The organism is Marinobacter sp. RI1, from assembly GCF_041155085.1.
Taxonomy (GTDB): Bacteria; Pseudomonadota; Gammaproteobacteria; order Pseudomonadales; family Oleiphilaceae; genus Marinobacter; species Marinobacter nauticus.
In genome coordinates, this window is sequence record NZ_AP031605.1 from 1,995,720 (window position 1) to 2,017,446 (window position 21,727).

Here is a 21,727-nt window from a genome sequence, read left to right on the forward strand (position 1 = left end):
CTTCAGGGATCGAAGTCATGCCCCAGGCAAGCGGATTGCAGTTCACCGCCCGTGTAGGCGAATTCCCCTCGGACCACTTTGTCGTTGTCGGCTTCGCGCTGACCGAACGGCTGTCTGATCTGTTCCATGGCCGGTTGCAGCTGGCCAGCACCGACCCGGATGTGGCCGCCGCCGACGTATTGGAACAGCCGGTAGACCTGGTGGTGTGGCAGGACGGCCAGCCACTGCGCCGATTCACCGGCGTGGTGAACGAATTTATGCGGGGCGACACCGGCCACCGCCGCACCCGCTACGAAGTGGTCATCCAGCCACCCCTGTGGCGCCTGGGGCTGATGCACAACAGCCGCATCCTCCAGACCCAGACCACCGACGCGATCGTGCGTACCCTGCTCGAAGAGCGGGGCATTGTGGGCTCCATCTTCGACTTCAAACGCCCACCGGAAGAACGGGAATACTGCGTCCAGCACCGGGAGACCGACCTGCAGTTCCTGGAACGCCTGGCCGCCGAAGAAGGCTGGCACTACCGCTACCAGCACGGCAGCGTGGATGGTGAAGAACAACCGGCACTGATTCTTGCCGACCACCACGGCGACGCCCCGAAGCTGGAGCCGGTTACCTGCAACACCAAAGCCGGTGGCAGCACAAAGCAAGCCTGCGTGTTCCAGTTCGCCTACGAAGAACGGGTCAAAGCCGCTTCCGTGGCCATGAAGGACTACACCTTCAAGAACCCCGCCTACGCCCTGATGCATGAGCAAAGTGCCGGCGGTGTTAACCACCGGGAAGACTACCAGCACTACGACTATCCCGGCCGCTACAAAGCCGACGCCAGCGGCCAGCCGTTCACCCAGAACAAACTGGATGCCCTTAGAAACGACGCCGCCATGGCCAACGGCAAAAGCAACCGCCCGGACTTCACCCCCGGCGCCAAAGTGGAACTGCAGGAGCACGACAGCCAGACCCTGAACCGGGAATGGCTGCTCACCGCTATTACCCACACCGGCAAACAGCCCCAGGCCCTGGAAGAAGAGGGTGGCAGCGAGCCCACCAGCTACCACAACACCTTCAGTGCCATCCCGGCCGACAAAACCTGGCGCCCGCTGTGCAACCACAAACCCGTGATGGACGGCCCCCAGATGGCTCTGGTCACCGGCCCCGAGGGTGAAGAAATCCACTGCGACCAGTATGGCCGGGTGAAAGTACGATTCCCTTGGGACCGCTACTCCAAGAACGACGAACACTCAAGCGCCTGGCTGCGCGTGGCCCAGGGCTGGGCGGGTGGCCAGTACGGCTTTATGGCTCTGCCCAGAATTGGCCACGAAGTCATCGTCTCCTTCCTCGACGGCGACCCGGACCAGCCCATCATCACCGGAAGAACCTATCACGCCACCAATACACCGCCGTACGCGCTGCCGGAACACAAAACCCGGACCACCCTGAAGACCAAAACCCACAAGGGCGAGGGCAGCAACGAACTGCGGTTTGAAGACGAAGCCGGCGAAGAACAGATCTACGTGCACGCCCAGAAAGACCTGGACCTGCTGACGGAAAACAACCGCACCGAAGTCATCAGGAACGACAGCCACCTGACGGTGGAGAACCACCAGTTCAGCCACATCAAAGCGGCGGACCATTGCACCACCGACGGCGAAAACCGGCTGTCCGTTGGCGCAGACTGCAGCCAGACCGTGGGCGGCACCTACCATCAGAAAACCGCCCGCACCATGGCCTCAGAAGCCGGCACCGAAGTGCATCACAAGGCCGGTGCCAAGGTGGTGCTGGATGCCGGGGCAGAGCTGACAATTTCCGGGGGTGGAAGTTTTATCAAGCTGGACCCCAGCGGCGTGACCTTGAGTGGGCCGGGGATCAAGATTAATTCCGGGGGCAGCCCGGGGAGTGGTTCGGGGCAGAATACAGTTGCTCCGGAACTGCCTGCAGTGCTTGATAGAGATCGGGCAGCAATGCAGCGGTCTCCTGAACTGGGAATGGTTAGTCAGCGTAAAGGTGCCTCTCCCGACCAAACGGAGTTTGAACAGTTACCGGGCTCTGATCGAAAGCTGATTATTGATGTGATTGGTGGGCACTTGGAGCGGGATTCAGTAGAGGCGGTGAAAGGAAGCGAAGGAGGGGAGAGCGTATGACGGACACGGTGGATTTTTCAGATGAGTCTCTGGATCGCTCAATTCTCAGAAGAGCGGACTACGACGATACAGATCCCAAAGACCTGGTGCTGACGATCCCCAAGCGTGATGGAGGCAAGATATCTGTTCCTCTTCTTAAGCATGCAAGATCCAATATTGAACGGGACGATTATCAGGAAAATACCCTACTTCGAGTAAAGCCTCTGGCTGAGATCGCCAGTAATCTGCCGGTTAACAGTGGCGGTGTTACCGTCTATCAAGGCAAAGGTGTGGCAATGCTTCGTCCAGGGTATTTGTACATTTTTCGCAAAGGCCGACTGTGGCGTGAGCTGGAGATCGGCGAGCAATCTCGCTTTAGTGACGTGGATCTTGAAGCAGTTCGCGCTGAAGTGATGGACCCTGGCTCTGGACTTCGGGTTATCAGGCCATCCAGCGGCGACTGGCTCGACGATCTATTGATACCGGTTTTCCTCCAGGGCCAGGCAGTCATGCACGACTTCCGCATGGCGTATAGCGAAGTACAGTGGGATTGGTCCTATATCGAGCAGCTTGAACAGGATGAACTCGCCTGCGACGCTAGAACAACGGGTGTAGGTCCTGCCTGGGCGACCGCTGGTGTGGAGGGTTTGCGCTTTAGTGGTGGCTTTTTGGCCTCACGGGTCGAGGATGTGGAAGAGCTCCGGGAAAGGGATCTGGGCATTGAGTTGATGCTGGAGAACCCTAGTGACTTCGCAATGGGGTTTGAGAGGCCCGGTGAGGATGAGCTATGTGTCAAGCTCGGTCGGCTGCTCGAGACTCCATTTGATCTGAGCTGTGAGCCAGGTGAGGATCAGCTCAAAGATCTGCGGCAGAAGAAGGGTGTGGCATGCCTGGCGCTTGATGATCCTTTATTCACTCTTCGTCACTCTATGTCTCAGCTACATCTGGCTCTCCACTATCTGGATGCCGTCGATGCCTCTATTCAGGACAATCCGATGGCGCACTCAGCGATGCTCATCCGTCAGGCTGTGTTCGACCCATCGCACCGTGGTCAGAACCCGTTGGCAAGATATGCATCTGCAATTGATCGATCGAAGCTGGATGAGGTGCTAAAAACCGACCAGAAGCAACAAGCTATCGACATTATTGATCGGCATCTTGAAAAGTTGCGAGATATGCTTGGCAGCGGAACTCTTGATGCGGTGCTTGAGGATTATCGAACTTGCAATGATGTTGCGGTCTGTGAGGGGTATCTGCTGGTCGCAGATAAACTCAATCTACTTCAGCAAATTCCCGGAGTGCTTAAGGCTCAGGGTGTAGACAAAGGAGGCCAGGTTCTATCCGATCTTCGTCGCTGGGTTCTTGAAGGCTCATTTTTAAGCAAATGGGCACCGGAAACTGTTGAGGGGGATGCGGAACCTCTTATCAGGAGACTGGAAACGTTGGCCAAGGACACGGCTGAGATCGATGGCGAGCTGTTGAAACGACTCAATCTTCAGTCTCTGGCCTATCTCGAAAAACAATTGAGTGAGCAAAATGGTGAAGTAGAGTCTGGTATTAAAGGTGTAGCCAATGCAGGCAAAGTAAGCGGGATGATAGCCGGGTCACTCAACGAATGGAGTGCTGCGCTTCTTACCGTAGGTAAACGCCTGGTGGAAGAAGACCTTATCGAGAGTGTTGAACTGCCCCGTCTTATGCAGGGAGCCTATTCTAATTTTGCGCTGGTGGACTCAAGCTTGAGGCGTATCAAGTTAATGGATAGGTCGGGGGCAATGAGGTCTGGTTTTATCATCGGCGTATCTGGCGACGGGATTGAACGCGGCCTGACGGACTTTGACCGCACGGAGGGCATGCTCACCAGAGCAAAGGATTATCTTTACGCAGACTTGCTGGATGACTCTGACGACTTGATGGCTTCCACCAGCCCCAAGCGTGCGTCGGAGGCGTTAGAAGAGGCTATCCATAAAGTTGCGGGTTCCTCCATGGTATTTTTCGCGCCGGATGATCATCCGGAAGTGCGTAAGTTGAGTTTGTTGAAGGTAGATTTAGCCAAGAGAGCGAACAGTATTGTGGATGGGCCAGTGGTGTCCCGTGGCATAGTCGTGTTTGCAGCGTTTAATCTTTTTCTTGAGTTAAATAGTCTGAACCGTGCCTTGAAGTCTGAGAGCGGCAACGTTGCTTTTGGTATAGCAAAGACATTTGCCGGTGCTGGTTCAGACTTAATTGCCGCTTCGTTAAAGTACAGTGAGGTATTGGGGAGGGCTTCAGCCGCATCGGGTGGAGTTAGCACTAGAACCTATCAAATAGCGACCCGACCGCTGTTTGATATGAAAAACTGGATGCTGATTGGTAATCGGTTAAAAGCATTAAAGGCTACAACTCTCGTTAAGGTGGCAGGGTTGGCAACGTTCATTGCTGGAGCTGCAGGCGCTGGTTTGAGCTTTTGGGAGATGCGCATCAGTTTGTCGAACAAGGACTTTGATGCTGCAACTGGTCACGCCATCGCAATGACGGGGAGTTTGCTTGTGCTAGCATCTCCCCTTATGCATACCTTGCTGGCGATTCCTGGTTGGGGATGGGCCATCTTTGGTCTTGCAATGGCTGTTGGCGGAGGACTGTATGCCGCGTCAGTCACAGACGATACGTTTGAACAACTTCTCAAGCGTGGTCCTTGGGGGACTCATCCCGATCATTCTCTACCCGGTATGGACCACAAGGCCTATTACAGCCAGTTGCTTTCTCTGCTCTCGCCAATTCACGTAACGGCTCAGCGATATGCAGACGTAGAACCCGATCCCGCATTAGGCCATCCTGATTATATGCCCAGGCCAGATGATTACGTCATCACGTTCCAATTTCCATTGGTTAGCCGCATCAAGTTGCATCAGGAATGTGAGGCGGGGTTGCCTGCCAGTCCATTCAGGTTGGTAGTCCAAGAGGTTGCGTATCTATCATCCACTACCACCGTTTCGGTGAAAGGTCTTACGGAATCAAGAACGAGCACTCAGATGCTCAAAACCACCCCGCTCACTAAGGTGACAGCCCGACAGTCGATTCCACAGCAATCAGCCGTTCGTTTCCTGGTCAGGCGTGAGATTCAGGACAGTGAGTACCAAAGCCTTTATTATCAGGAATCCGTTAAAGTGCGGGTGAGGGTGGGGTTGCAAGCTACTCTGAACACAGAATTGGGGCCGCTGGTTTTTCCTGCGCCGGTGTTTGAGGATTACGAACCTTTCGATTTGGCGCGACACGAGCAGCCTCCCCCGAAGAAGCGGATGCTCATGAATCCATATGATCAGCCAAAAGCTCCGTATTGGTACTTCACTGAGGTCAACGTATGACTGAACAACATATGCGTCGTCTGGCAGATGCGGCCTTTAGAGCAACGGATGTTGGACCACTGCCACCTTCACCCAAAGACCGAATGCGCATCGGCGAGGATCTTCAGCCTGTCGGTACCTATGCCGGCATTATTCCCTATTTCGGGACAATTGAAGATGTTGAAGCGCTACAGGATCACGAAAAGACAGATCCCGAGTTCGAGTCCAAAGATTGGTGGTGGGACCACCAAAGGATTCGATTTTTGAATGACAAATTGGGACTCAAGGTTTTAGTCCTTGCATTGCCGGTCATATGGGTTTTTTTCCTATGGTTCAGCGGTATAGCGTTAGTCGGTTGGGGAATTATTGAGGCAAATAACAACTTAGATATTGCATCCGAGATTCTGGTCTTTATTGGTGGGCTTCTTTCGCTAATGTGGTTTGCGTTTGCGATTTGGGTAACTCCGGTTACCACTAACTGGATCATGAGCACCGGCATGGGGTTTGTGCTCAAGCCCTTTGAAAAAGCGATCAACAAGAAACTGGACGACACTCTCGAGGACGGTTGTAGTGAGTTCAACCGAGCCACCGGGCTGGTTCGCCTGGCTCTCGGGCGAGGCCGGTTTTTCGAAGCCCCGTTTGTGGAATTCGATGCTTATGTGGATCGGGTGATCCAGCAAAGCGGTGTGTTCTATCGGCTCATTTTTGTGCATCGCTATACACAGAAGTCATTCCATAAAACGGCTTTCAGTACCATCGAATCCAGCAAATCAGAGGTCCTGGCACTTTGGGATGTACTTCAGACCTACATGGATGTGACGCAGCCCCTGCCAGATGTACCACGGCTGGAACCATTCCGACACCTGGATCCTGTCACCGCTGAACACGACCTGCGCAGCGGTCGTAACCCTCGCTTCTGGCGCGATCTGGATTTGGAAGCCTGGAAGGAAGGAGAGGGCAAGGAATGGCTGAAGCGGCAGGAGGAATATCCCTGGAATAAGCGCAAGTGCCGGCTTACGCCGCAACTCGGCAAGATCTCGATGGCGGAATACCGAGAGCTACGTCCAGCCGATGCATGGCCGATTTGATAACACGCTCGATTCTGTAATGGCTGGACCGAAAACCGGCGCCATTACAGAATCGAAGTTGCTTTACCAACTCCCCACATTCTCCATACTCGCCCAAGGCTCCCGAGCCGGCAGCGCATCGCCTTTCTGTAGCAACTCAATGGAGATCCCGTCCGGCGTCTTGATGAACGCCATATGGCCATCCCGGGGTGGGCGATTGATGGTGACGCCGTTGGCCTGGAGTTTCTCGCACAGGGCGTAGATATCGTCCACCCGGTAGGCCAGATGGCCGAAGTTGCGGCCGCCTGTGTATTCCTCTGGGTCCCAGTTGTAGGTCAGTTCGATCATGGGCGCCTTGTCTTCCCGGGCCCGGGCTTCGTCATCCGGAGCGGCAAGGAACACCAGGGTGAAGCGGCCTTTTTCGTTACTCTTCCGGCTGATTTCTACCATGCCCAGCAAATCGCAGAAGAAGTGCAGCGTGTCGTCCAGGTTGCTCACCCGGATCATGGTGTGCAGGTATTGCATAAGGTGCTCCTTGGCTGGTCAGGTTCTGAATTGTATACGCCACAGTTTACGGTATTCTTCGGCTATGACTAAAAACGAGATTACCGAGACGTTGCTGGCATTTGAGTTGCCAGCGGTCCGGCATCTGGCCTGGTTGTGTCTGTCGCCTCAGTTGTTAAAACATGAGCTCAGTTTCGATCCTGCCGCCCATCTGCCCCCCGAATTCCTGGAGACGTTGAAACGGTGGGAGCGGAACCCTGATACCCTGCCTGCGCGGTTGACGGAAACGCCGGAGGGTCGGCTTGGCCACTATTTCGAGCGCCTGTACGAGTTGTTACTGCGGGATCTGTTGGGTTGGGACATTGTACTGCAGAATCAGCAGGTTCAGGCCGAGGGGCGAACGCTGGGTGAGCTGGATTTTCTGGTTCGCAACCGGAGCTCCGGCCAACTGGAGCACCACGAAATTGCCATCAAGTTCTATCTCGGCTTCGTAACCGAGGCAAATCAGGTCCGGTGGTACGGACCCAATGCCCGGGATCGGCTGGATCTGAAGACTGAGCGCCTGCTGAATCACCAAAGCCGCTTGTGCCAGCGACCAGAAGCCCAGGGCTTGCTGGCCAGTGTTGGCGTCTGCGAAACGGTAACGCCACGAATTTTCATGCCAGGCTATCTGTTCTATCCGATTGCTCAAACGCTACCTGAGGCCCCGGCACAGGTGCCGAGGAAGCATCTGAAAGGTCACTGGATGAGGCTTGATCAGGCCCGGCAGGAGAATATCTCTGGCTGGGTGCCCCTGTTCAAGCCGGACTGGATCGGCCCCTGGACTCAATCGGCTGCGCCGGATACAGCATTGGCGAGGGCGGCGCTTGATCGGGTGGAGAGCGCCGGGATACCCCAGTTGTTTGCCGTTTTGAACAGGCGGCCGGAATCCGATCGCTGGGTAGAGGACAGTCGGGTGTTCGTTATGCCGCCCCAGTGGCCGGGTGCAGGCGCCTAAGACCATTGTAGGGGCTGTTCGGTTCACAGAAACGGGCGTTGGTCGTTGTCACATTCGTGACACGGTTCTAGAATTCCGGGCTGTTCAGGTGGCATCAGGACGATGCCCGTAAGCCAAGGAAGGAGATGCCCCGATGGAAGATTGGCAAGGATGTCTGTCTCCGGAGTGTCAGACCGCGCTGTTGATGGCCCGAGAAAGTGTTGGGCGCCGGGGCGGTTCTGTGATTACTGCCGAAGATTTTCTGCTGGCATTGCTCGATGCCATCCCCGCGATTCCCCCGTTTTTGCAACGCCAGAGTATCGATCTGGACGAACTCGTTCGCACCATTCAGGGTGAACAGCCCATCGTGACCGAGGTGGTCGGAGACGGTGATCTGTCCTCCCAGTTGATCTATTGGATTGCCTCCGCCCGCGAGTCGGCAGAGGTCCCCTGGCTCGATTGGCCGGTGCTTCTGAAAGCCCTGACGTCCCAATGTGAGCGGCTTCAGGATAAGGCCTATGTGGCTGTACTCGAGCTTGTGACCTGCTGGCCCTCGGCACATGACGTACCTGTGCCCACTTCCGATGCCCGTTTCGTTGCGCCGGTATCGATTGCGGAGCCAGCATGGCTCGCGCTGGCGGAAGATGTTGCGGTTGCCCTGGCGGCCAATCCCGAAGCATTGATTTGGGTTCGGGGCCCCAGGGGGGCCGGCAAGTCGGCCTGGCTGCACTCGCTCCTGAGCACTCCCGGCCTGGCCTGGGTTCAGGTTGATCCTCGCCGGGAGTCCGAAGTGCTGGCCTGCGATCAACCGGTTTTACCGTCAGCTGATTCCTCCTCTGAGCATTGGCCTGCACTGGTATTGGACAATGTCAGCCCCGCCGATTTGCTGACATTGATAGCCGAGCCGCTGGGGCTGATCCGGGATCTGGTTTCTGGCTGGTCTGGGCCAATCCTGCTGATTGGTCGTGATTCGATGACGGATTCCAGCGGTGTCGTTCGGTTGGGGCAGTTGCTGGGACGTGAACCTGAGGTTCTGGAGTTGCCTCCAGTGAGCGTCCGTCAGCGGAGGGCGGTACTCACCGCACATCAACCGGCAACCGAAAAGCGTTGGAATATCCAGGTTTCCCAGGCGGCTCTCGAATATGCGGCTTCCCGACAAAGCAGCTGTGTCAGCACTCCTGGTGGTATGCTGCAGTGGGTACGGCGAGCCGCCGCCCGGCTGGATTTGTTTGCCAGTCGTGGCTCGGTGTCGGCAGCGGCACTGGAAGGCGAAAAAGAGGTGTGGCACCGGCAGTCGCTGGTTGCACTGGCGCGGGGAGAAGATTGCCATCTCCCGGAGCAGAAGGCGGAGGTCCTGATGATTGAACAGGCGGCGGCGGATGTTCTCTGGCACGAGCGCAAGCGGGCCGGCACGCTCCGACGATTGCTGGTGGACGATCTGCGCGAGGAACTGGAGCGATGGGTTGCAGCGAGGCCCGGGCCGGTTCACTATGTGCGACATTGCGAACAACTGCAGGGAGAATCCTTGGGTGCAGGATCTGGAAATCTACATTCGTGACCTTGAACCGGCCGCGGTCTCCAACTGGCTGGAAGGCCAACTGGACGAATTACAGTTGGACGATACCGACGTCAGTTCCGTGGTGAAGGGCATGGCCAGGTATAGCGGCGCGCGGGTGCGCATCACGCTGTATCCGGGCGCTTTCGGCAAGCGTTTCACTTCACTGGTGATGGAAGGCGATGAGCTGCCCTGGAACAGCGACCTGGATTGCGCTCGTAGTGCCTGGCGGGCAATGGATACTGAAATCCGCTGCAGCCCGGGAGACTGGAAAGAAGGGGACCCGGTGGAGGACGATAAGTGGTGGCGGCTGGATCATCGCGGCGAGCAGTTGGTGGTCTGGAACTGACAGTCACAAGGTTTTCGGCTTGAAACAAAAAAGCAGCCCCGAGAGGCTGCTTTTTTATTGGCGCGTGCGGGAGCTGTCTCAGTCGCTCAGGATAGACACGTTGTCTGCCTGCAGGCCTTTGTCTGCCTCAACCACGTTGAAGCGCACCAGTTGGCCCTGGCGAAGCACGCGGCGACCACGGCCACGGATGGCGCGGAAGTGCACAAAGATCTCGTCGCCACTGTCACGAACGATAAAGCCGAAGCCTTTCTTGACGTTGAACCACTTGACGGTGCCTTCCTCGTTACCTTCCGGAGTGCTGTCGTCAAAATCGTCTTCGTCGTCGTCATACTGATTGCTGGGCTGGGCACTGCGAGGTGCTGCCTTGCGCGCGGCTGAGTTCCTGGCGGCAGGCTGCTTGCCGGCGAGTGCAATCGCAACAAAGGCGGCAACGGCAAAGACAACAAACGCGAACAGATAGGCCGCTATGCCACCCTGGCTGCCCAGAGCTTCCAGGCCCTGGCCCAACGCCAGGATTTTCAGGGGTTCCGGAGTGGTGGTAAGCAGAAGGCCGAGTACAAACGGTGCCGGAATCGCGATCAGAATGGCAACAAGGATCGCTTTGGCTGGATTACGCATTGGTTGGTTATTCTCCATGGTTTAACACTGACGATAAAAAGCCGGACATCGGGTAACATGGCATGTCTGGCCGGTGAACGCCGCCAACCCCGGGAAAACTGATTATCCCGGGCGCAGGCGGTAAAAGGCGGCATGATACCAGATTACAGAAAGGGCTGACCAAACCTCATGAGCAAAAACTCCCTGGAAGAACGACTGGCAGAACTGGAAATGCGACTTGCGTTCCAGGATGAGCTGATCAACACGTTGAGTGATCAGGTCGCCAAGCAGGAGATGGACATTCGGGAACTGTGGGACGCCAAGAAAATGCTGCACAAGCAACTCAGGGATATCTCGCCGTCCAATATCCGGCGGGAAGAAGAGGAAACACCCCCGCCGCATTATTGATCAGAGGCTCATTGTGAGCCTCTGGTTCGATTCTTTATGCCAGCAGCTCGACCAGGATCTGTTCGTAGATCTCGGACAGCGTGTCCAGATCCTCAGCCTTCACACACTCGTCCACTTTGTGAATGGTGGCGTTGATCGGGCCGAGTTCGACCACCTGGGCACCGGTGGGCGCAATGAAGCGACCGTCTGAGGTGCCGCCGGACGTAGACAGTTCTGTTTCACGGCCAGTCACGGTTCGAATGGCATTCTGTGCGGCTGATACCAGCGCGCCTTTGTCGGTCAGGAATGGCCGGCCACTGAGGTGCCATTGCAGATCGTATTTCAGGTTGTGCCGGTCCAGGATAGCTACCACTCTCTCTTCCAGGCTTTCCGCGGTGTTCTCGGTGCAGTAACGGAAGTTGAAGTGCACCAGGCACTCCCCGGGCACAATATTGCTGCCGACGCCGGCCTCGACACGAGTTATCTGGAAGGTGGTAGGCGGGAAGAAGTCGTTGCCGTTGTCCCAGAATTCCTTGGCCAACGCGTCCAGTGCCGGTGCAACGTTGTGGACGGCATTCTCGGCCAGATGCGGGTAGGCCACGTGGCCCTGAACGCCGTGAACGGTGAGGTATCCGTGAAGGGAGCCGCGCCGGCCATTCTTGATGACATCCCCTACCTGGTGGGTGCTGGACGGTTCGCCAATCAGGCACCAGTCCATTTTCTCATTGCGGGCTTCGAGGGTTTCCACCACTTTTACGGTGCCATCCTGGGCCGGGCCTTCCTCATCGCTGGTGATCAGCAGGGCAATCGAGCCCCGATGATTCGGGTGGTTGGCCACAAATCGTTCACAGGCGGTGATGAAGGCCGCCAGGCTTCCCTTCATGTCCGCTGCGCCCCGACCGTGCAGGTAGCCGTCCTTGATGATCGGGTCAAACGGCGGTTGCGCCCAGTTTTTCTCAGGGCCGGTGGGTACCACGTCGGTGTGGCCGGCAAATGCCAGAACCGGCCCATTGTTGCCCTTTCTTGCCCACAGGTTGTCGGTTTCGCCAAAGCGCAGGTTTTCCCCACTGAAACCGAGCGGCGCCAGGCGTGACATCATGAGTTCCTGGCAGCCCGCGTCGTCCGGCGTTACGGATTGGCGGCGGATAAGGTCCTTGGCAAGTTCCAGGGTGGGGGAGAGCGACATAGGGAAACCTGTTCGATAAGGAAAGAGTAGAGGGAATAACACCACAGAACCCCCGGTGTCGGTGGGTTCTGTGGCGGGCTACAGCCTTAGTTGTTGGCGTGCAGTTCTTCGTTCAGTTCAATGGCGGTCTTGTTGGTTTTGCACTCAACCGCACCGGTCTGGCTGTTGCGACGGAACAGCAGATCGTTTTTGCTGGCCAGATCGCGGGCTTTCACCACTTCCACCAGTTTGTTGTGGTCATCCAGCAGGGCCACCTTGGTGCCTGAGGTGATGTACAGGCCAGCTTCAACGGTGCAGCGATCGCCCAGCGGGATGCCGATGCCGGCATTGGCGCCCAGCAGGCAGTTCTCGCCCACGGAAATAATGATGTTGCCGCCGCCGGAAAGCGTGCCCATGGTGGAACAGCCGCCGCCCAGATCGGAGCCTTTACCGATCATCACGCCTGCGGAGATGCGCCCTTCGATCATGCTGGTGCCTTCGGTACCGGCGTTGAAGTTGATAAAGCCTTCATGCATGACGGTGGTACCTTCGCCTACGTAGGCCCCCAGACGTACCCTGGCGGTGTCGGCAATACGTACACCCTTGGGCACTACGTAATCCGTCATCTGCGGGAATTTGTCGACCGACTTCACTTCCAGAATACGGCCATCCAGGCGTGCCTGCAGTTGCCGCTCCGGCAGTTCATTCAGGTCAATGGCGCCTTCGTTGGTCCAGGCCAGGTTGGGCAGCAGGCCAAAAATGCCGTCCAGCTTCAGGCTGTGGGGCTTGGCCAGGCGGTGTGAGATCAGGTGCAGTTTCAGGTACACCTCCGGCGTGCTGGAAGCGGTATCGTCCGTTGCCAGTACGGTGACTACCACGGGGCGCTTGCTCTCAGCCGCTTTCTCGGCCAGTTTGGCCTGGTCTGTCCGGCCCAGTTGGCGAAGGGCGTTGGCAAACTGTGCCAGTTGTTCTGCTTTCACGCTGATGGCCTGGTTGCCACCCTTATAGTCCAGCGCAGACTCAACCACGTCGATCAGGTCTCTGTCGGGTGTCATGATCGGCTGCTGGTAGTACACCTCCAGCCATTCGCCCTGGTTGTTCTGGGTGCCGATTCCGATACCGAATGCAAAACTCATCTGGTGGTTGCTCCTGTTGTCATTAAATAGTCAGAAAAATTCAGCCCAGCCACGCAGACCAGTCGTCTGCGTTGAACCCCACGCTTACGCCGTCTCCGCGCTCGACGACAGGGCGTTTGATGATGGAGGGGTTGTCCAGCATGATCTGGTGGGCACTTTGGGCGCTAATGGTATCACGAACCTCGTCGGGAAGTTTTCGCCAGGTGGTCCCGCGTTTGTTCAGGAGCGTTTCCCAGCCAACGGCCTGCTCCCACTGGCTGAGCTTCTCGCTGCTCAGGCCGTCTTTCTTGAAATCATGGAACTCATAGTCCACGCCGTGTTCATCCAGCCACTTCCGGGCCTTTTTGACGGTGTCGCAGTTGCGGATGCCATATATCTTCATTGTTTAAAACCTTTTACGAACTCAACGATACGTTTCGCGGCCTCAACGCATTCCTCCAGGGGAGCCACCAGCGCCATGCGCACGCGGTTTTCACCCGGGTTGTGGCCGTTTACCGTGCGCGACAGATATCGGCCCGGCAATACGTGTACGTTCTGTCGGGCGGACAGCTCCCGGGCGAATGTTTCGTCGTCCATGGGCGTCTCCGGCCAGAGGTAGAAGCCGGCATCCGGGAAGTCGACGTTCATCACTTCGCGCAGAATGGGCACGACTGCCTCGAACTTGGCCCGGTAGGCGGCGCGGTTTTCGCGCACATGGTCTTCATCGTTCCAGGCGGCGATACTGGCCAGCTGATTATGTATAGGCATGGCACAGCCATGGTAGGTGCGGTATTTCAGGTAGCCGGCCAGTACCTCGGCGTCGCCGGCCACAAAACCGGACCGCAGGCCCGGCAGGTTGCTGCGTTTGGACAGGCTGTGGAACACCACACAGCGCTTGAAATCGTGGCGGTCGATGGCGGCGCAGGTTTGCAGCAAGCCTTCCGGCGGGTTGGCTTCGTCCGGGTAGAGCTCTGAATAGCACTCGTCCGAGGCAATCAGGAAATCGTGCCGGTCAGCCAGTTCAATCACTTTTACCAGGGTTTCCCTCGGAATCACCGCTCCACTCGGATTGCCGGGCGAGCACAGGAACAGGATCTGGCAGTTCTCCCAGACCGACTCGGGCACGGCGTCGAAGTCCGGGATGAAGCCATTGCCGCCATCGCAGGGCAGATAAACCGGTGTGGCGCCGGCCAGGAAGGCTGCGCCTTCGTAGATCTGATAGAAAGGATTGGGGCTGACCACGGTGGCGGGTTTGCCAGCATCCACAACCGCCTGAACCAGGGCGAAGATGGCTTCGCGGGTTCCGTTTACGGGCACCACGTGGCGGTTCGGATCCAATGACGCCGGTGCAAGATCAAACCGGTGGGTTGCCCATGCGGCAATCGCGCTACGAAGTTCGTCCGTGCCTTTGGTCGTGGGGTAATTCGCCAGTTTATCCAGATTATCGGCAATAACGTCCTTTACGAAGGCTGGCGATGGGTGCTTGGGCTCACCAATTCCCAGGGAGATGGGCGCCAGATGTTCTGGCACCGAAATGCCGGCCTTCAGTTTGGCCAGTTTCTCGAAGGGATAGGGGTGAAGTCTTTCCAGATTGGGGTTCATTGAATCTCGTCCAGCATTTTACAGAGGTCCTGTTGCAGGGCCTGGCACACGCCCGGGTCGCGCAGGGGTTCGCCCTGTTCGTCGGTGATGAAGAACACGTCTTCAACCCGCTCTCCCAGAGTGGCAATCTTGGCGTTGGTCAGCCGCACACGGTGTTCCAGCAACACCTGGCCAATCCTCGCCAGCAGACCGGGGCGGTCCGGCGTGATCAGTTCCATCACCGTGCGCTGATTGATGGTGTCGTTGGAGAAGGTCACCTCGGTCGGGAACGCAAAGTGTTTCAACTGCCTTGGCGTTCTGCGATGGATGATGTCCGGATAGTCTTCCGGGTCGTCCAGTTCTTCAATCAGTCGCTTGCGTACGCGCTCCTTCCGGGCCGGGTCGATACCCAGCGGCTGCCCCTTGTCATCCAGAACCACATAGGAGCTGATGGAATAGGGGCCTTCGGTGGAATTGATGCGGGCATCCACAATGTTCAGGTTCAGCTGTTCCAGAACAGCGGTGGTGGCGGCAAACAGGGCGACGCGATCTTTCATGTAGATGATGATCTGGGAATAGCCGTCAGTCGGGCCACCCCGGGTGTCCCGGATCAGCACCAGAGGATCCGGGTTGTCGCCGTGGCGAATGATGGCGGCTGTTTGCCAGGCGATATCCACAGTGGAATCCTGCAGGAAGTATTCGTCGTCCACGGTATTCCAGATATGGTCGATCTGTTCATCGGTCATATTCTGGGCGTGGAGGATTTCCCTGGCTTCCTCCTGGGTGGCCCGGATCCAGGACTGCCGGTCTACCGGATTGTCAGTGCCGCGGCGCAGCGCCCGTTTGGTTTCTATATAAAGCTGGCGCAACAACGACGCGCGCCAGGTGTTCCACAGTTTGGGATTGGTGGCACTGATATCGCAAACCGTGAGGATGTAGAGATAGTCCAGGTGGGCGAGGCTGGGTACCGCGCGGGCAAAGGCCTGAATGATGTCCGGGTCGGAAATATCCTTGCGCTGCGCGGTCATCGACATCAACAGGTGGTTTTCCACCAGCCAGGACACCAGTTGGGTGTCCCGTTCACTGAGATGGTGCCGCTCGCAAAAGGCTTCGGCATCAATGGCGCCAAGCTCGGAATGGTCGCCGCCCCGGCCTTTCGCCACGTCGTGGTAGAGGCCGGCAATAAACAGGGTTTCCAGTTTGGGTAGCCGGTGTATCAGACGGGAGGCCAGGGGGTATTCGGTTCGGGCCTCGGTGCTGTTGAGCCTCACCATATTGCGGATCACCCGCATGGTGTGGGCGTCTACCGTATAGATATGGAAAAGGTCGTGTTGCATCTGCCCGATGATCTGGCCGAACTCCGGCAGGTAGCGGCCCAGCACGTTGTACTTCTTCATGGCCGACAGGGTCTGGTCCAGGGCGTGGGGCGTGCGTAGCAGCTCCATAAACAGCGTGGTGACGGCCAGGTCAGACCGGAACGCGTCATCAATCAGATGCCTGTGGGCCCGGAGTGAGCGAATCGTGGTGGCCCGGATACCTTTGATCTCCGGGTGTTGCGCCATCAGCACGAAGATTTCCATGATCGCGTACGGGGCGTAGGCGAACACCTGATTGTTCACCGCTTCAATGTAAAGGTTGCGAACCTGGAAACGTTTGTTCAGGGGGCGGATTTCATCTTCGCCGCCGCTGCCAATGATGGCTTCGTCATAATACTGCAGGATCACGTCGGCCAGCTCCGCCAGTGCAAGCACAGTGCGGTAGTACTGCTGCATCATCAGCTCTACGCCCAGACGTTTACCTTCGTCCTGGTAACCGAGCATTTGTGCCAGGGCGCGCTGGTGGTCAAATAACAGTCGATTTTCATTGCGGTCGGCCAGCAGTTGAAGGCCAAATCGGAGCCGCCAGAGGAAGGTCTCCCCCTGGTACAGAATCTGGTGCTCTTCTTCGGTCAGGATGCTGAAGCGGGTGAGGTCGGCAATATTCTGCAGGCCGAAATGGCGCTTGGTGATCCAGCCGATGGTCTGGATATCCCGAAGGGCGCCAGGAGAGCCTTTGACGTTGGGCTCCAGATTGTACTCCGTGTCGCCGTACTTCTTGTGACGTTGCTGCTGCTCTTCACGTTTGGCGAGGAAGTAGTCCCGATCGGAGCTGACGTCGTCCGAATACACCATCTCACTGAGTTCGGCCCGTAAACCATCCGGGCCTGCGATCGTGCGTGTTTCCAGCAGGTTGGTCAGAATGGTGATGTCTTCCCGGGCGGCCTGAATGGATTCCGCCAGGCTGCGAACGCTGTGGCCAATATCCAGTTTGAGGTCCCAAAGCAGGGTGACAAACGCTCCCAGGTCTTCCTGCCAGTCCTCTTCTATGCCATTGCGGGTCAGGATCAGCAGGTCAATATCGGAATGAGGGTGCAGCTCGCCCCGGCCATACCCCCCCACGGCCACCAGTGCAATGTCTGCGGAGCGGGAGAACGGGTATCGGTTCCAGATCAGCCGGAGTACCTTGTCGATGGTGTTGGCCCTGGCAAGAACCAGGGCGCGGACATCGGCACCTTGCTGAAATGCCTCGGCATCAGCGTTATAACTTTCCCGCAACAGTTCGCGTGCGGCAAACACCGGTGAGGTGTCGTTACTGATTCGGGATTCCAGCTCGCTTCGGTCCACTTAGAATGACTCTTCCGATCGGCGGGTCAGCACCTCATAGCCATCCGCAGTTACCAGAATGGTGTGCTCCCACTGTGCCGACAGTTTGTGATCCTTGGTGACCACCGTCCAGCCATCTGCCAGTAGCTTGGTCTGGTATTTGCCCTGGTTGATCATCGGCTCGATGGTAAAGGTCATGCCTTCTTTGAGTTCCATGCCGGTGCCGGGCTTGCCGTAGTGCATTACCTGAGGCTCCTCATGAAACACTTTGCCAATGCCGTGGCCGCAATAGTCTCTGACAACGGAGTAACGGTGTTTCTCGGCATGCTGCTGTATTACGTGGCCAATATCACCCAGGCGGGTTCCGGGCTTCACCAGTTCAATGCCTTTATACAGGCACTCCTGGGTGATCTGGATCAGGCGTTCGGTGCCGGGCTTGGGCTTACCCACAATCCACATCTTGCTGGTGTCGCCGTGGTAACTGTCTTTGATGACGGTGACATCGATATTGATGATGTCGCCTTCTTTCAGCACCTTCTTCTCGGACGGGATGCCGTGACAGATTACGTGGTTGACGGATGTGCAGATAGACTTGGGGAAGCCCTTGTAGTTCAGGGGAGCGGGGATTGCCTGCTGTGTGTTGACGATATAGTCGTGCGCAATGCGATCCAGCTCTTCCGTGGTGATGCCGGGTTTGACATGTTCGTCGAGCATTTCCAGAACTTCGGCAGCCAGGCGACCGGCCACGCGCATCTTTTCAATCTCTTCGGGGGTCTTGATAGTTACCTGCATCGGGCTTCCTGTTGATTTGTATCAAACCGGCATTTTAAGGGGCGGCGACATAAGGTACAAGGCGGGGAGCAGGCTATGCTGGCCATAGCCCGGGGCTAAAAATAATGGCGTTTGGCCTGGCAGATATGGTATAAACGCGCCCGCCGGAAACGAATCCGGCAAATTCACACACGTGTCAGCACGTTGTCCCAGGGTGCCGGCTCCTGTTTAAAGGAGGCTGGTTGGGGCAATCGGACGCGTGGAGGACTAACCCGAAGCTAAAAGGTAAATATCATGGCTCAGGTAAATATGCGTGACCTGCTCAAGGCAGGTGCTCACTTCGGTCACCAGACTCGCTACTGGAACCCGAAAATGTCGAAGTTCATCTTCGGCGCCCGTAACAAGATTCATATCATCAACCTGGAGCAGACTGTTCCGGCCATGAATGAAGCGCTGAACTTCATTCAGTCTCTGGCTGAGAACAAGAACAAGATCCTGTTTGTTGGTACCAAGCGCGCGGCTTCCAAGATCATCAAGGAAGAAGCTCAGCGTTCCGGTCAGCCGTACGTTAACCATCGCTGGTTGGGTGGTATGCTGACCAACTACAAGACCATCCGTCAGTCTATCCGTCGCTACCGTGATCTGGAAGCCCAGAGCCAGGACGGTACTTTCGACAAGCTGACCAAGAAAGAAGCCCTTGAGCGTACCCGTGAGATGGATAAGCTCGAGCGCTCCATCGGTGGTATCAAGGATATGGGTGGCCTGCCGGATGCCCTGTTCGTTATCGACGTAGACCACGAGCGTATCGCCATCAAGGAAGCCAACAAGCTGGGTATTCCTGTTATCGGTGTTGTTGATACCAACAGCGATCCCGATGGTGTTGATTACGTAATCCCGGGTAACGATGACGCCATCCGCGCTATCCAGATCTACGTGAAAGCCGTTGCCGATACCTGTCTGGAAGCTTCCCAGTCTGCCGGCGCTGGCGCTGACGAGTTTGTTGAAGTCAGCGAAGATGCTGCAGGCGCTGCTCCGGCCGCCGAGTAACATCCAGGCTTAACGTTTGAGTTGTAAGGTATGCCCGCCTGTATATGCGGGTATACCTCCCCACCGAATTCGGAAAAGACAAGAGGATTGAACATGGCTGCAATTACCGCTGCAATGGTCAAAGAGCTGCGTGAGCGTACTGGCCTTGGCATGATGGAGTGCAAAAAAGCACTGGTTGAAGCTGAAGGCAATGTTGAAACTGCGATTGAAGAGCTGCGCAAGTCTTCCGGTCTGAAAGCCGCCAAGAAGGCCGGCCGTACTGCCGCTGAAGGCGTGTCTCTGGTCAAGGTGTCTGACGACAACACCGTGGCCTTCATTCTGGAAGTGAACTCCGAAACTGACTTCGTTGCTCGCGACGACAACTTCATGAACTTCGCCAACGACGTTCTGAATGTTGCCTTCGAGAAGGGCGAAACTGACGTTGCCAAGCTGATGGAAGGCGACCTGGAAGCCAAGCGTGAGGCGCTGGTTCAGAAGATCGGTGAAAACATCACCGTTCGTCGCATCATCAAGGTTGAAGGCCCGGTTGTGGGTGGTTACGTGCACAGCAACAACAAGATCGCTTCCGTTGTTGCCCTGACTGCAGGTAACGAAGAGCTGGCTCGCGATATCGCCATGCACGTTGCTGCTGTTAACCCGCGCGTTGGCAAGCCTGACGACATGCCGGCTGAAGAGCTGGAAAAAGAGAAAGAGATCATCAAGGCCCAGCCGGATATGGAAGGCAAGCCTGCTGAGATCGTTGAAAAGATGATGGGTGGCCGCATCAAGAAGTTCCTGGCTGAAAACAGCCTGGTTGAGCAGCCGTTCGTCAAGAACCCGGACCAGAAAGTGGGTGACCTGATCAAGTCGGCCGGTGGCGACCTGGTTGGTTTCATTCGCCTGGAAGTGGGTGAAGGCATCGAGAAAGAAGAAGTGGATTTTGCTGCTGAAGTGGCTGCTGCCGCTGGCACAGGCAAGGCCTGATTCCTCTTCGAGGCACTGCCGTGCAATATGGCAGTGCCACCTGAGTCTGCCACGTCAGCCGGGTTCGCCCGGCTTTCGTGGCGGGCTTGTATCTGAGATACCCCTTTTTTGAGGAGTATGTCAGATACAAGCCTGCAACGGGTTTGCGCCGGATAGCCAACAGACGAGAAGGGGACCACCATGCCGACATCTTCGAAAAACCAGCCCAGATACAAGCGTGTTCTGCTCAAGCTCAGTGGCGAAGCCCTGATGGGAGAGCACGATTTCGGTATTGATCCCAAAGTTCTTGATCGTATGGCCCTGGAAATCGGTGCCCTTATTGGCATTGGTGTTCAAGTGGGGCTGGTCATTGGCGGTGGCAACCTGTTTCGCGGTGCAGCCCTCAATGCGGCAGGCCTTGATCGCGTGACTGGAGATCACATGGGGATGCTGGCCACGGTCATGAACGGCCTGGCCATGCGTGATGCGCTGGAGCGCTCGAACATCCGTACCCGCGTGATGTCTGCTATCCCCATGAGCGGTATTGTTGAGCATTATGACCGTCGCCGTGCGGTGCGGGATCTCAAGGAAGGTGATGTGGTCATCTTCAGTGCGGGTACCGGCAACCCGTTCTTCACCACGGACTCTGCAGCCTGCCTGCGTGGCATTGAAATTGAAGCTGACGCTGTTCTGAAGGCAACCAAGGTAGATGGCGTTTACTCGGCCGATCCCCATCTTGATCCTACCGCAGTAAAATACGACCACCTGACCTATGATGAGGTTCTGGACAAGAAACTGGGCGTGATGGATCTCACGGCCATCTGCCTGGCGCGGGATCACGGTATGCCGCTGCGGGTCTTCGACATGAACCGCCCCGGTGTGCTCACGCGCATTGTGACCGGGGAACGGGAAGGCACATTGATTGAATGAATAAGGCTGCCGGCGCCTGAAGTGCCGGCTTCCTGCATGGAACCAGACGAACGAATTGAGGAAGCTGACGTGATTAACGACATCAAAGCTGAAGCCGAAAAGAAGATGAAAAAGAGCCTGGAAGCTCTGCACTCGGCTTTCAATAAAATCCGTACCGGACGTGCCCATCCGGCGATCCTGGACAGCGTAATGGTGAACTACTACGGTCAGGAAACACCGCTGAAGCAGGTGGCCAGCGTGAACGTGGAAGACAACCGGACGCTGACGGTTGCGCCCTGGGAAAAGAATCTGGTACCCACGATTGAAAAAGCGATTATGACGTCTGACTTGGGCCTGAATCCAGCCACCAGTGGCGACATCATCCGGGTGCCCATGCCGATGCTGACCGAAGAAACCCGAAAGGAAATGGTCAAGCAGGCCAAGGCCGATGCCGAGCACGGTCGGGTGTCGATTCGTAACGCTCGTCGCGATGCCAATCACATGATCAAAGAGCTGGTGAAGGAAAAGGAAATCAGCGAAGACGATCAGCATCGTGGCGAAGATGAAATTCAGAAGCTCACCGACAAATACATCGCGGAAGTCGAGAAGATGTTGAAGTCGAAGGAAGAGGACCTGATGGCGGTTTAATCCCCAGGGTTCGTTCAGGAGCAGGATCAGCGGCG

The 21,727-nt window shown here is 56.8% G+C and carries 19 protein-coding genes; 11 read left to right on the forward strand and 8 right to left on the reverse strand.

The features are described from left to right. Nucleotides 1–17 precede the first annotated feature (17 nt). Genes ACAM27_RS08930 through ACAM27_RS08940 form a run of 3 tightly spaced genes read left to right on the forward strand, consistent with a single transcriptional unit; the run spans nt 18 to nt 6,525 of the window. Entirely contained in the window at nt 18–2,138 is a 2,121-nt protein-coding gene (locus tag ACAM27_RS08930) for a type VI secretion system Vgr family protein (protein WP_369611810.1), read from the forward strand. Continuing rightward, nucleotides 2,135–5,458 (forward strand): hypothetical protein, encoded by a 3,324-nt coding sequence (locus ACAM27_RS08935; protein WP_022991534.1) that lies wholly within the window; start codon nt 2,135–2,137, stop codon nt 5,456–5,458. Before ACAM27_RS08930 ends, ACAM27_RS08935 begins: the two co-directional genes overlap by 4 nt. Further along, nucleotides 5,455–6,525 carry a hypothetical protein gene (locus tag ACAM27_RS08940; protein ID WP_081699713.1) on the forward strand — a complete coding sequence of 357 codons (1,071 nt, stop codon included), beginning with the start codon at nt 5,455–5,457 and terminating at the stop codon, nt 6,523–6,525. Before ACAM27_RS08935 ends, ACAM27_RS08940 begins: the two co-directional genes overlap by 4 nt. Nucleotides 6,526–6,588: 63 nt before the next feature. Here ACAM27_RS08940 and ACAM27_RS08945 read toward each other — a convergent pair whose 3' ends face one another. Next, entirely contained in the window at nt 6,589–7,029 is a 441-nt protein-coding gene (locus tag ACAM27_RS08945; RefSeq protein WP_022991536.1) for a VOC family protein, read from the reverse strand. Between the two features lie 64 nt (nt 7,030–7,093). Between ACAM27_RS08945 and ACAM27_RS08950 the strand changes: the two genes are divergently transcribed. From ACAM27_RS08950 to ACAM27_RS08960, 3 genes are all read left to right on the forward strand, one after another. Beyond that, nucleotides 7,094–8,005, forward strand: coding sequence for a DUF1853 family protein (locus ACAM27_RS08950; protein ID WP_022991537.1), 912 nt, complete (start codon nt 7,094–7,096; stop codon nt 8,003–8,005). Nucleotides 8,006–8,138: 133 nt separating this feature from the next. Beyond that, nucleotides 8,139–9,542 (forward strand): hypothetical protein, encoded by a 1,404-nt coding sequence (locus ACAM27_RS08955; RefSeq protein WP_022991538.1) that lies wholly within the window; start codon nt 8,139–8,141, stop codon nt 9,540–9,542. Continuing rightward, nucleotides 9,514–9,888, forward strand: a complete 375-nt coding sequence (locus ACAM27_RS08960; RefSeq protein ID WP_011786016.1) for a hypothetical protein — start codon at nt 9,514–9,516, stop codon at nt 9,886–9,888. The genes ACAM27_RS08955 and ACAM27_RS08960 overlap by 29 nt, the downstream gene beginning before the upstream one ends. Before the next feature lie 78 nt (nt 9,889–9,966). Here the strand turns inward: ACAM27_RS08960 and ACAM27_RS08965 are convergent, their stop codons facing one another. Further along, nucleotides 9,967–10,506, reverse strand: a complete 540-nt coding sequence (locus ACAM27_RS08965; RefSeq protein WP_011786015.1) for a cold-shock protein — start codon at nt 10,504–10,506, stop codon at nt 9,967–9,969. 168 nt (nt 10,507–10,674) lie between these two features. Here ACAM27_RS08965 and ACAM27_RS08970 point away from each other — a divergent pair, with 168 nt between their 5' ends. Then, the gene (locus ACAM27_RS08970) at nt 10,675–10,893 is read left to right on the forward strand and encodes a SlyX family protein (protein WP_369611811.1); all 219 of its coding nucleotides are present in this window, start codon (nt 10,675–10,677) and stop codon (nt 10,891–10,893) included. Between the two features lie 34 nt (nt 10,894–10,927). Here the strand turns inward: ACAM27_RS08970 and dapE are convergent, their stop codons facing one another. From dapE to map, 6 genes are all read right to left on the reverse strand, one after another. Beyond that, a complete protein-coding gene (dapE, locus tag ACAM27_RS08975; protein ID WP_022991539.1) occupies nt 10,928–12,058 on the reverse strand; it encodes a succinyl-diaminopimelate desuccinylase in 1,131 nt (376 codons plus the stop codon). An 86-nt stretch (nt 12,059–12,144) separates the two neighbouring features. Continuing rightward, nucleotides 12,145–13,173 carry a 2,3,4,5-tetrahydropyridine-2,6-dicarboxylate N-succinyltransferase gene (gene dapD, locus ACAM27_RS08980; RefSeq protein WP_022991540.1) on the reverse strand — a complete coding sequence of 343 codons (1,029 nt, stop codon included), beginning with the start codon at nt 13,171–13,173 and terminating at the stop codon, nt 12,145–12,147. Nucleotides 13,174–13,213: 40 nt separating this feature from the next. Then, nucleotides 13,214–13,555, reverse strand: a complete 342-nt coding sequence (locus tag ACAM27_RS08985; protein WP_022991541.1) for an ArsC family reductase — start codon at nt 13,553–13,555, stop codon at nt 13,214–13,216. After that, nucleotides 13,552–14,754, reverse strand: coding sequence for a succinyldiaminopimelate transaminase (dapC, locus tag ACAM27_RS08990; protein WP_022991542.1), 1,203 nt, complete (start codon nt 14,752–14,754; stop codon nt 13,552–13,554). Before dapC ends, ACAM27_RS08985 begins: the two co-directional genes overlap by 4 nt. Continuing rightward, the gene (locus tag ACAM27_RS08995; RefSeq protein ID WP_022991543.1) at nt 14,751–17,396 is read right to left on the reverse strand and encodes a [protein-PII] uridylyltransferase; all 2,646 of its coding nucleotides are present in this window, start codon (nt 17,394–17,396) and stop codon (nt 14,751–14,753) included. Before ACAM27_RS08995 ends, dapC begins: the two co-directional genes overlap by 4 nt. Beyond that, the gene (gene map, locus ACAM27_RS09000; RefSeq protein ID WP_022991544.1) at nt 17,397–18,167 is read right to left on the reverse strand and encodes a type I methionyl aminopeptidase; all 771 of its coding nucleotides are present in this window, start codon (nt 18,165–18,167) and stop codon (nt 17,397–17,399) included. It abuts the gene before it with no gap. A 273-nt stretch (nt 18,168–18,440) separates the two neighbouring features. On the opposite strand from map, the gene rpsB reads away from it, so the two are divergent. The 4 genes from rpsB (at nt 18,441) to frr (ending at nt 21,692) form a co-directional block, all read left to right on the forward strand. Then, the gene (gene rpsB / locus ACAM27_RS09005; protein WP_011786007.1) at nt 18,441–19,193 is read left to right on the forward strand and encodes a 30S ribosomal protein S2; all 753 of its coding nucleotides are present in this window, start codon (nt 18,441–18,443) and stop codon (nt 19,191–19,193) included. A 93-nt stretch (nt 19,194–19,286) separates the two neighbouring features. Further along, the gene (gene tsf, locus ACAM27_RS09010; RefSeq protein WP_014421998.1) at nt 19,287–20,156 is read left to right on the forward strand and encodes a translation elongation factor Ts; all 870 of its coding nucleotides are present in this window, start codon (nt 19,287–19,289) and stop codon (nt 20,154–20,156) included. 180 nt (nt 20,157–20,336) lie between these two features. Next, entirely contained in the window at nt 20,337–21,065 is a 729-nt protein-coding gene (gene pyrH, locus ACAM27_RS09015) for a UMP kinase (RefSeq protein ID WP_011786005.1), read from the forward strand. Between the two features lie 69 nt (nt 21,066–21,134). Then, nucleotides 21,135–21,692, forward strand: coding sequence for a ribosome recycling factor (gene frr / locus ACAM27_RS09020; RefSeq protein ID WP_031210096.1), 558 nt, complete (start codon nt 21,135–21,137; stop codon nt 21,690–21,692). Nucleotides 21,693–21,727: the final 35 nt, after the last annotated feature.

Bases quoted from the DNA above. Each gene is read 5' to 3' on its own strand.
- dapD (WP_022991540.1), bottom strand. From the start codon at position 13,173: ATGAGTTTTGCATTCGGTATCGGAATCGGCACCCAGAACAACCAGGGC.
- ACAM27_RS08935 (WP_022991534.1), top strand. From the start codon at position 2,135: ATGACGGACACGGTGGATTTTTCAGATGAGTCTCTGGATCGCTCAATT.
- ACAM27_RS08950 (WP_022991537.1), top strand. From the start codon at position 7,094: ATGACTAAAAACGAGATTACCGAGACGTTGCTGGCATTTGAGTTGCCA.
- dapE (WP_022991539.1), bottom strand. From the start codon at position 12,058: ATGTCGCTCTCCCCCACCCTGGAACTTGCCAAGGACCTTATCCGCCGC.
- ACAM27_RS08985 (WP_022991541.1), bottom strand. From the start codon at position 13,555: ATGAAGATATATGGCATCCGCAACTGCGACACCGTCAAAAAGGCCCGG.
- dapC (WP_022991542.1), bottom strand. From the start codon at position 14,754: ATGAACCCCAATCTGGAAAGACTTCACCCCTATCCCTTCGAGAAACTG.
- rpsB (WP_011786007.1), top strand. From the start codon at position 18,441: ATGGCTCAGGTAAATATGCGTGACCTGCTCAAGGCAGGTGCTCACTTC.
- map (WP_022991544.1), bottom strand. From the start codon at position 18,167: ATGCAGGTAACTATCAAGACCCCCGAAGAGATTGAAAAGATGCGCGTG.
- ACAM27_RS08965 (WP_011786015.1), bottom strand. From the start codon at position 10,506: ATGCGTAATCCAGCCAAAGCGATCCTTGTTGCCATTCTGATCGCGATT.
- tsf (WP_014421998.1), top strand. From the start codon at position 19,287: ATGGCTGCAATTACCGCTGCAATGGTCAAAGAGCTGCGTGAGCGTACT.
- ACAM27_RS08930 (WP_369611810.1), top strand. From the start codon at position 18: ATGCCCCAGGCAAGCGGATTGCAGTTCACCGCCCGTGTAGGCGAATTC.
- ACAM27_RS08940 (WP_081699713.1), top strand. From the start codon at position 5,455: ATGACTGAACAACATATGCGTCGTCTGGCAGATGCGGCCTTTAGAGCA.
- pyrH (WP_011786005.1), top strand. From the start codon at position 20,337: ATGCCGACATCTTCGAAAAACCAGCCCAGATACAAGCGTGTTCTGCTC.
- ACAM27_RS08970 (WP_369611811.1), top strand. From the start codon at position 10,675: ATGAGCAAAAACTCCCTGGAAGAACGACTGGCAGAACTGGAAATGCGA.
- ACAM27_RS08955 (WP_022991538.1), top strand. From the start codon at position 8,139: ATGGAAGATTGGCAAGGATGTCTGTCTCCGGAGTGTCAGACCGCGCTG.
- ACAM27_RS08945 (WP_022991536.1), bottom strand. From the start codon at position 7,029: ATGCAATACCTGCACACCATGATCCGGGTGAGCAACCTGGACGACACG.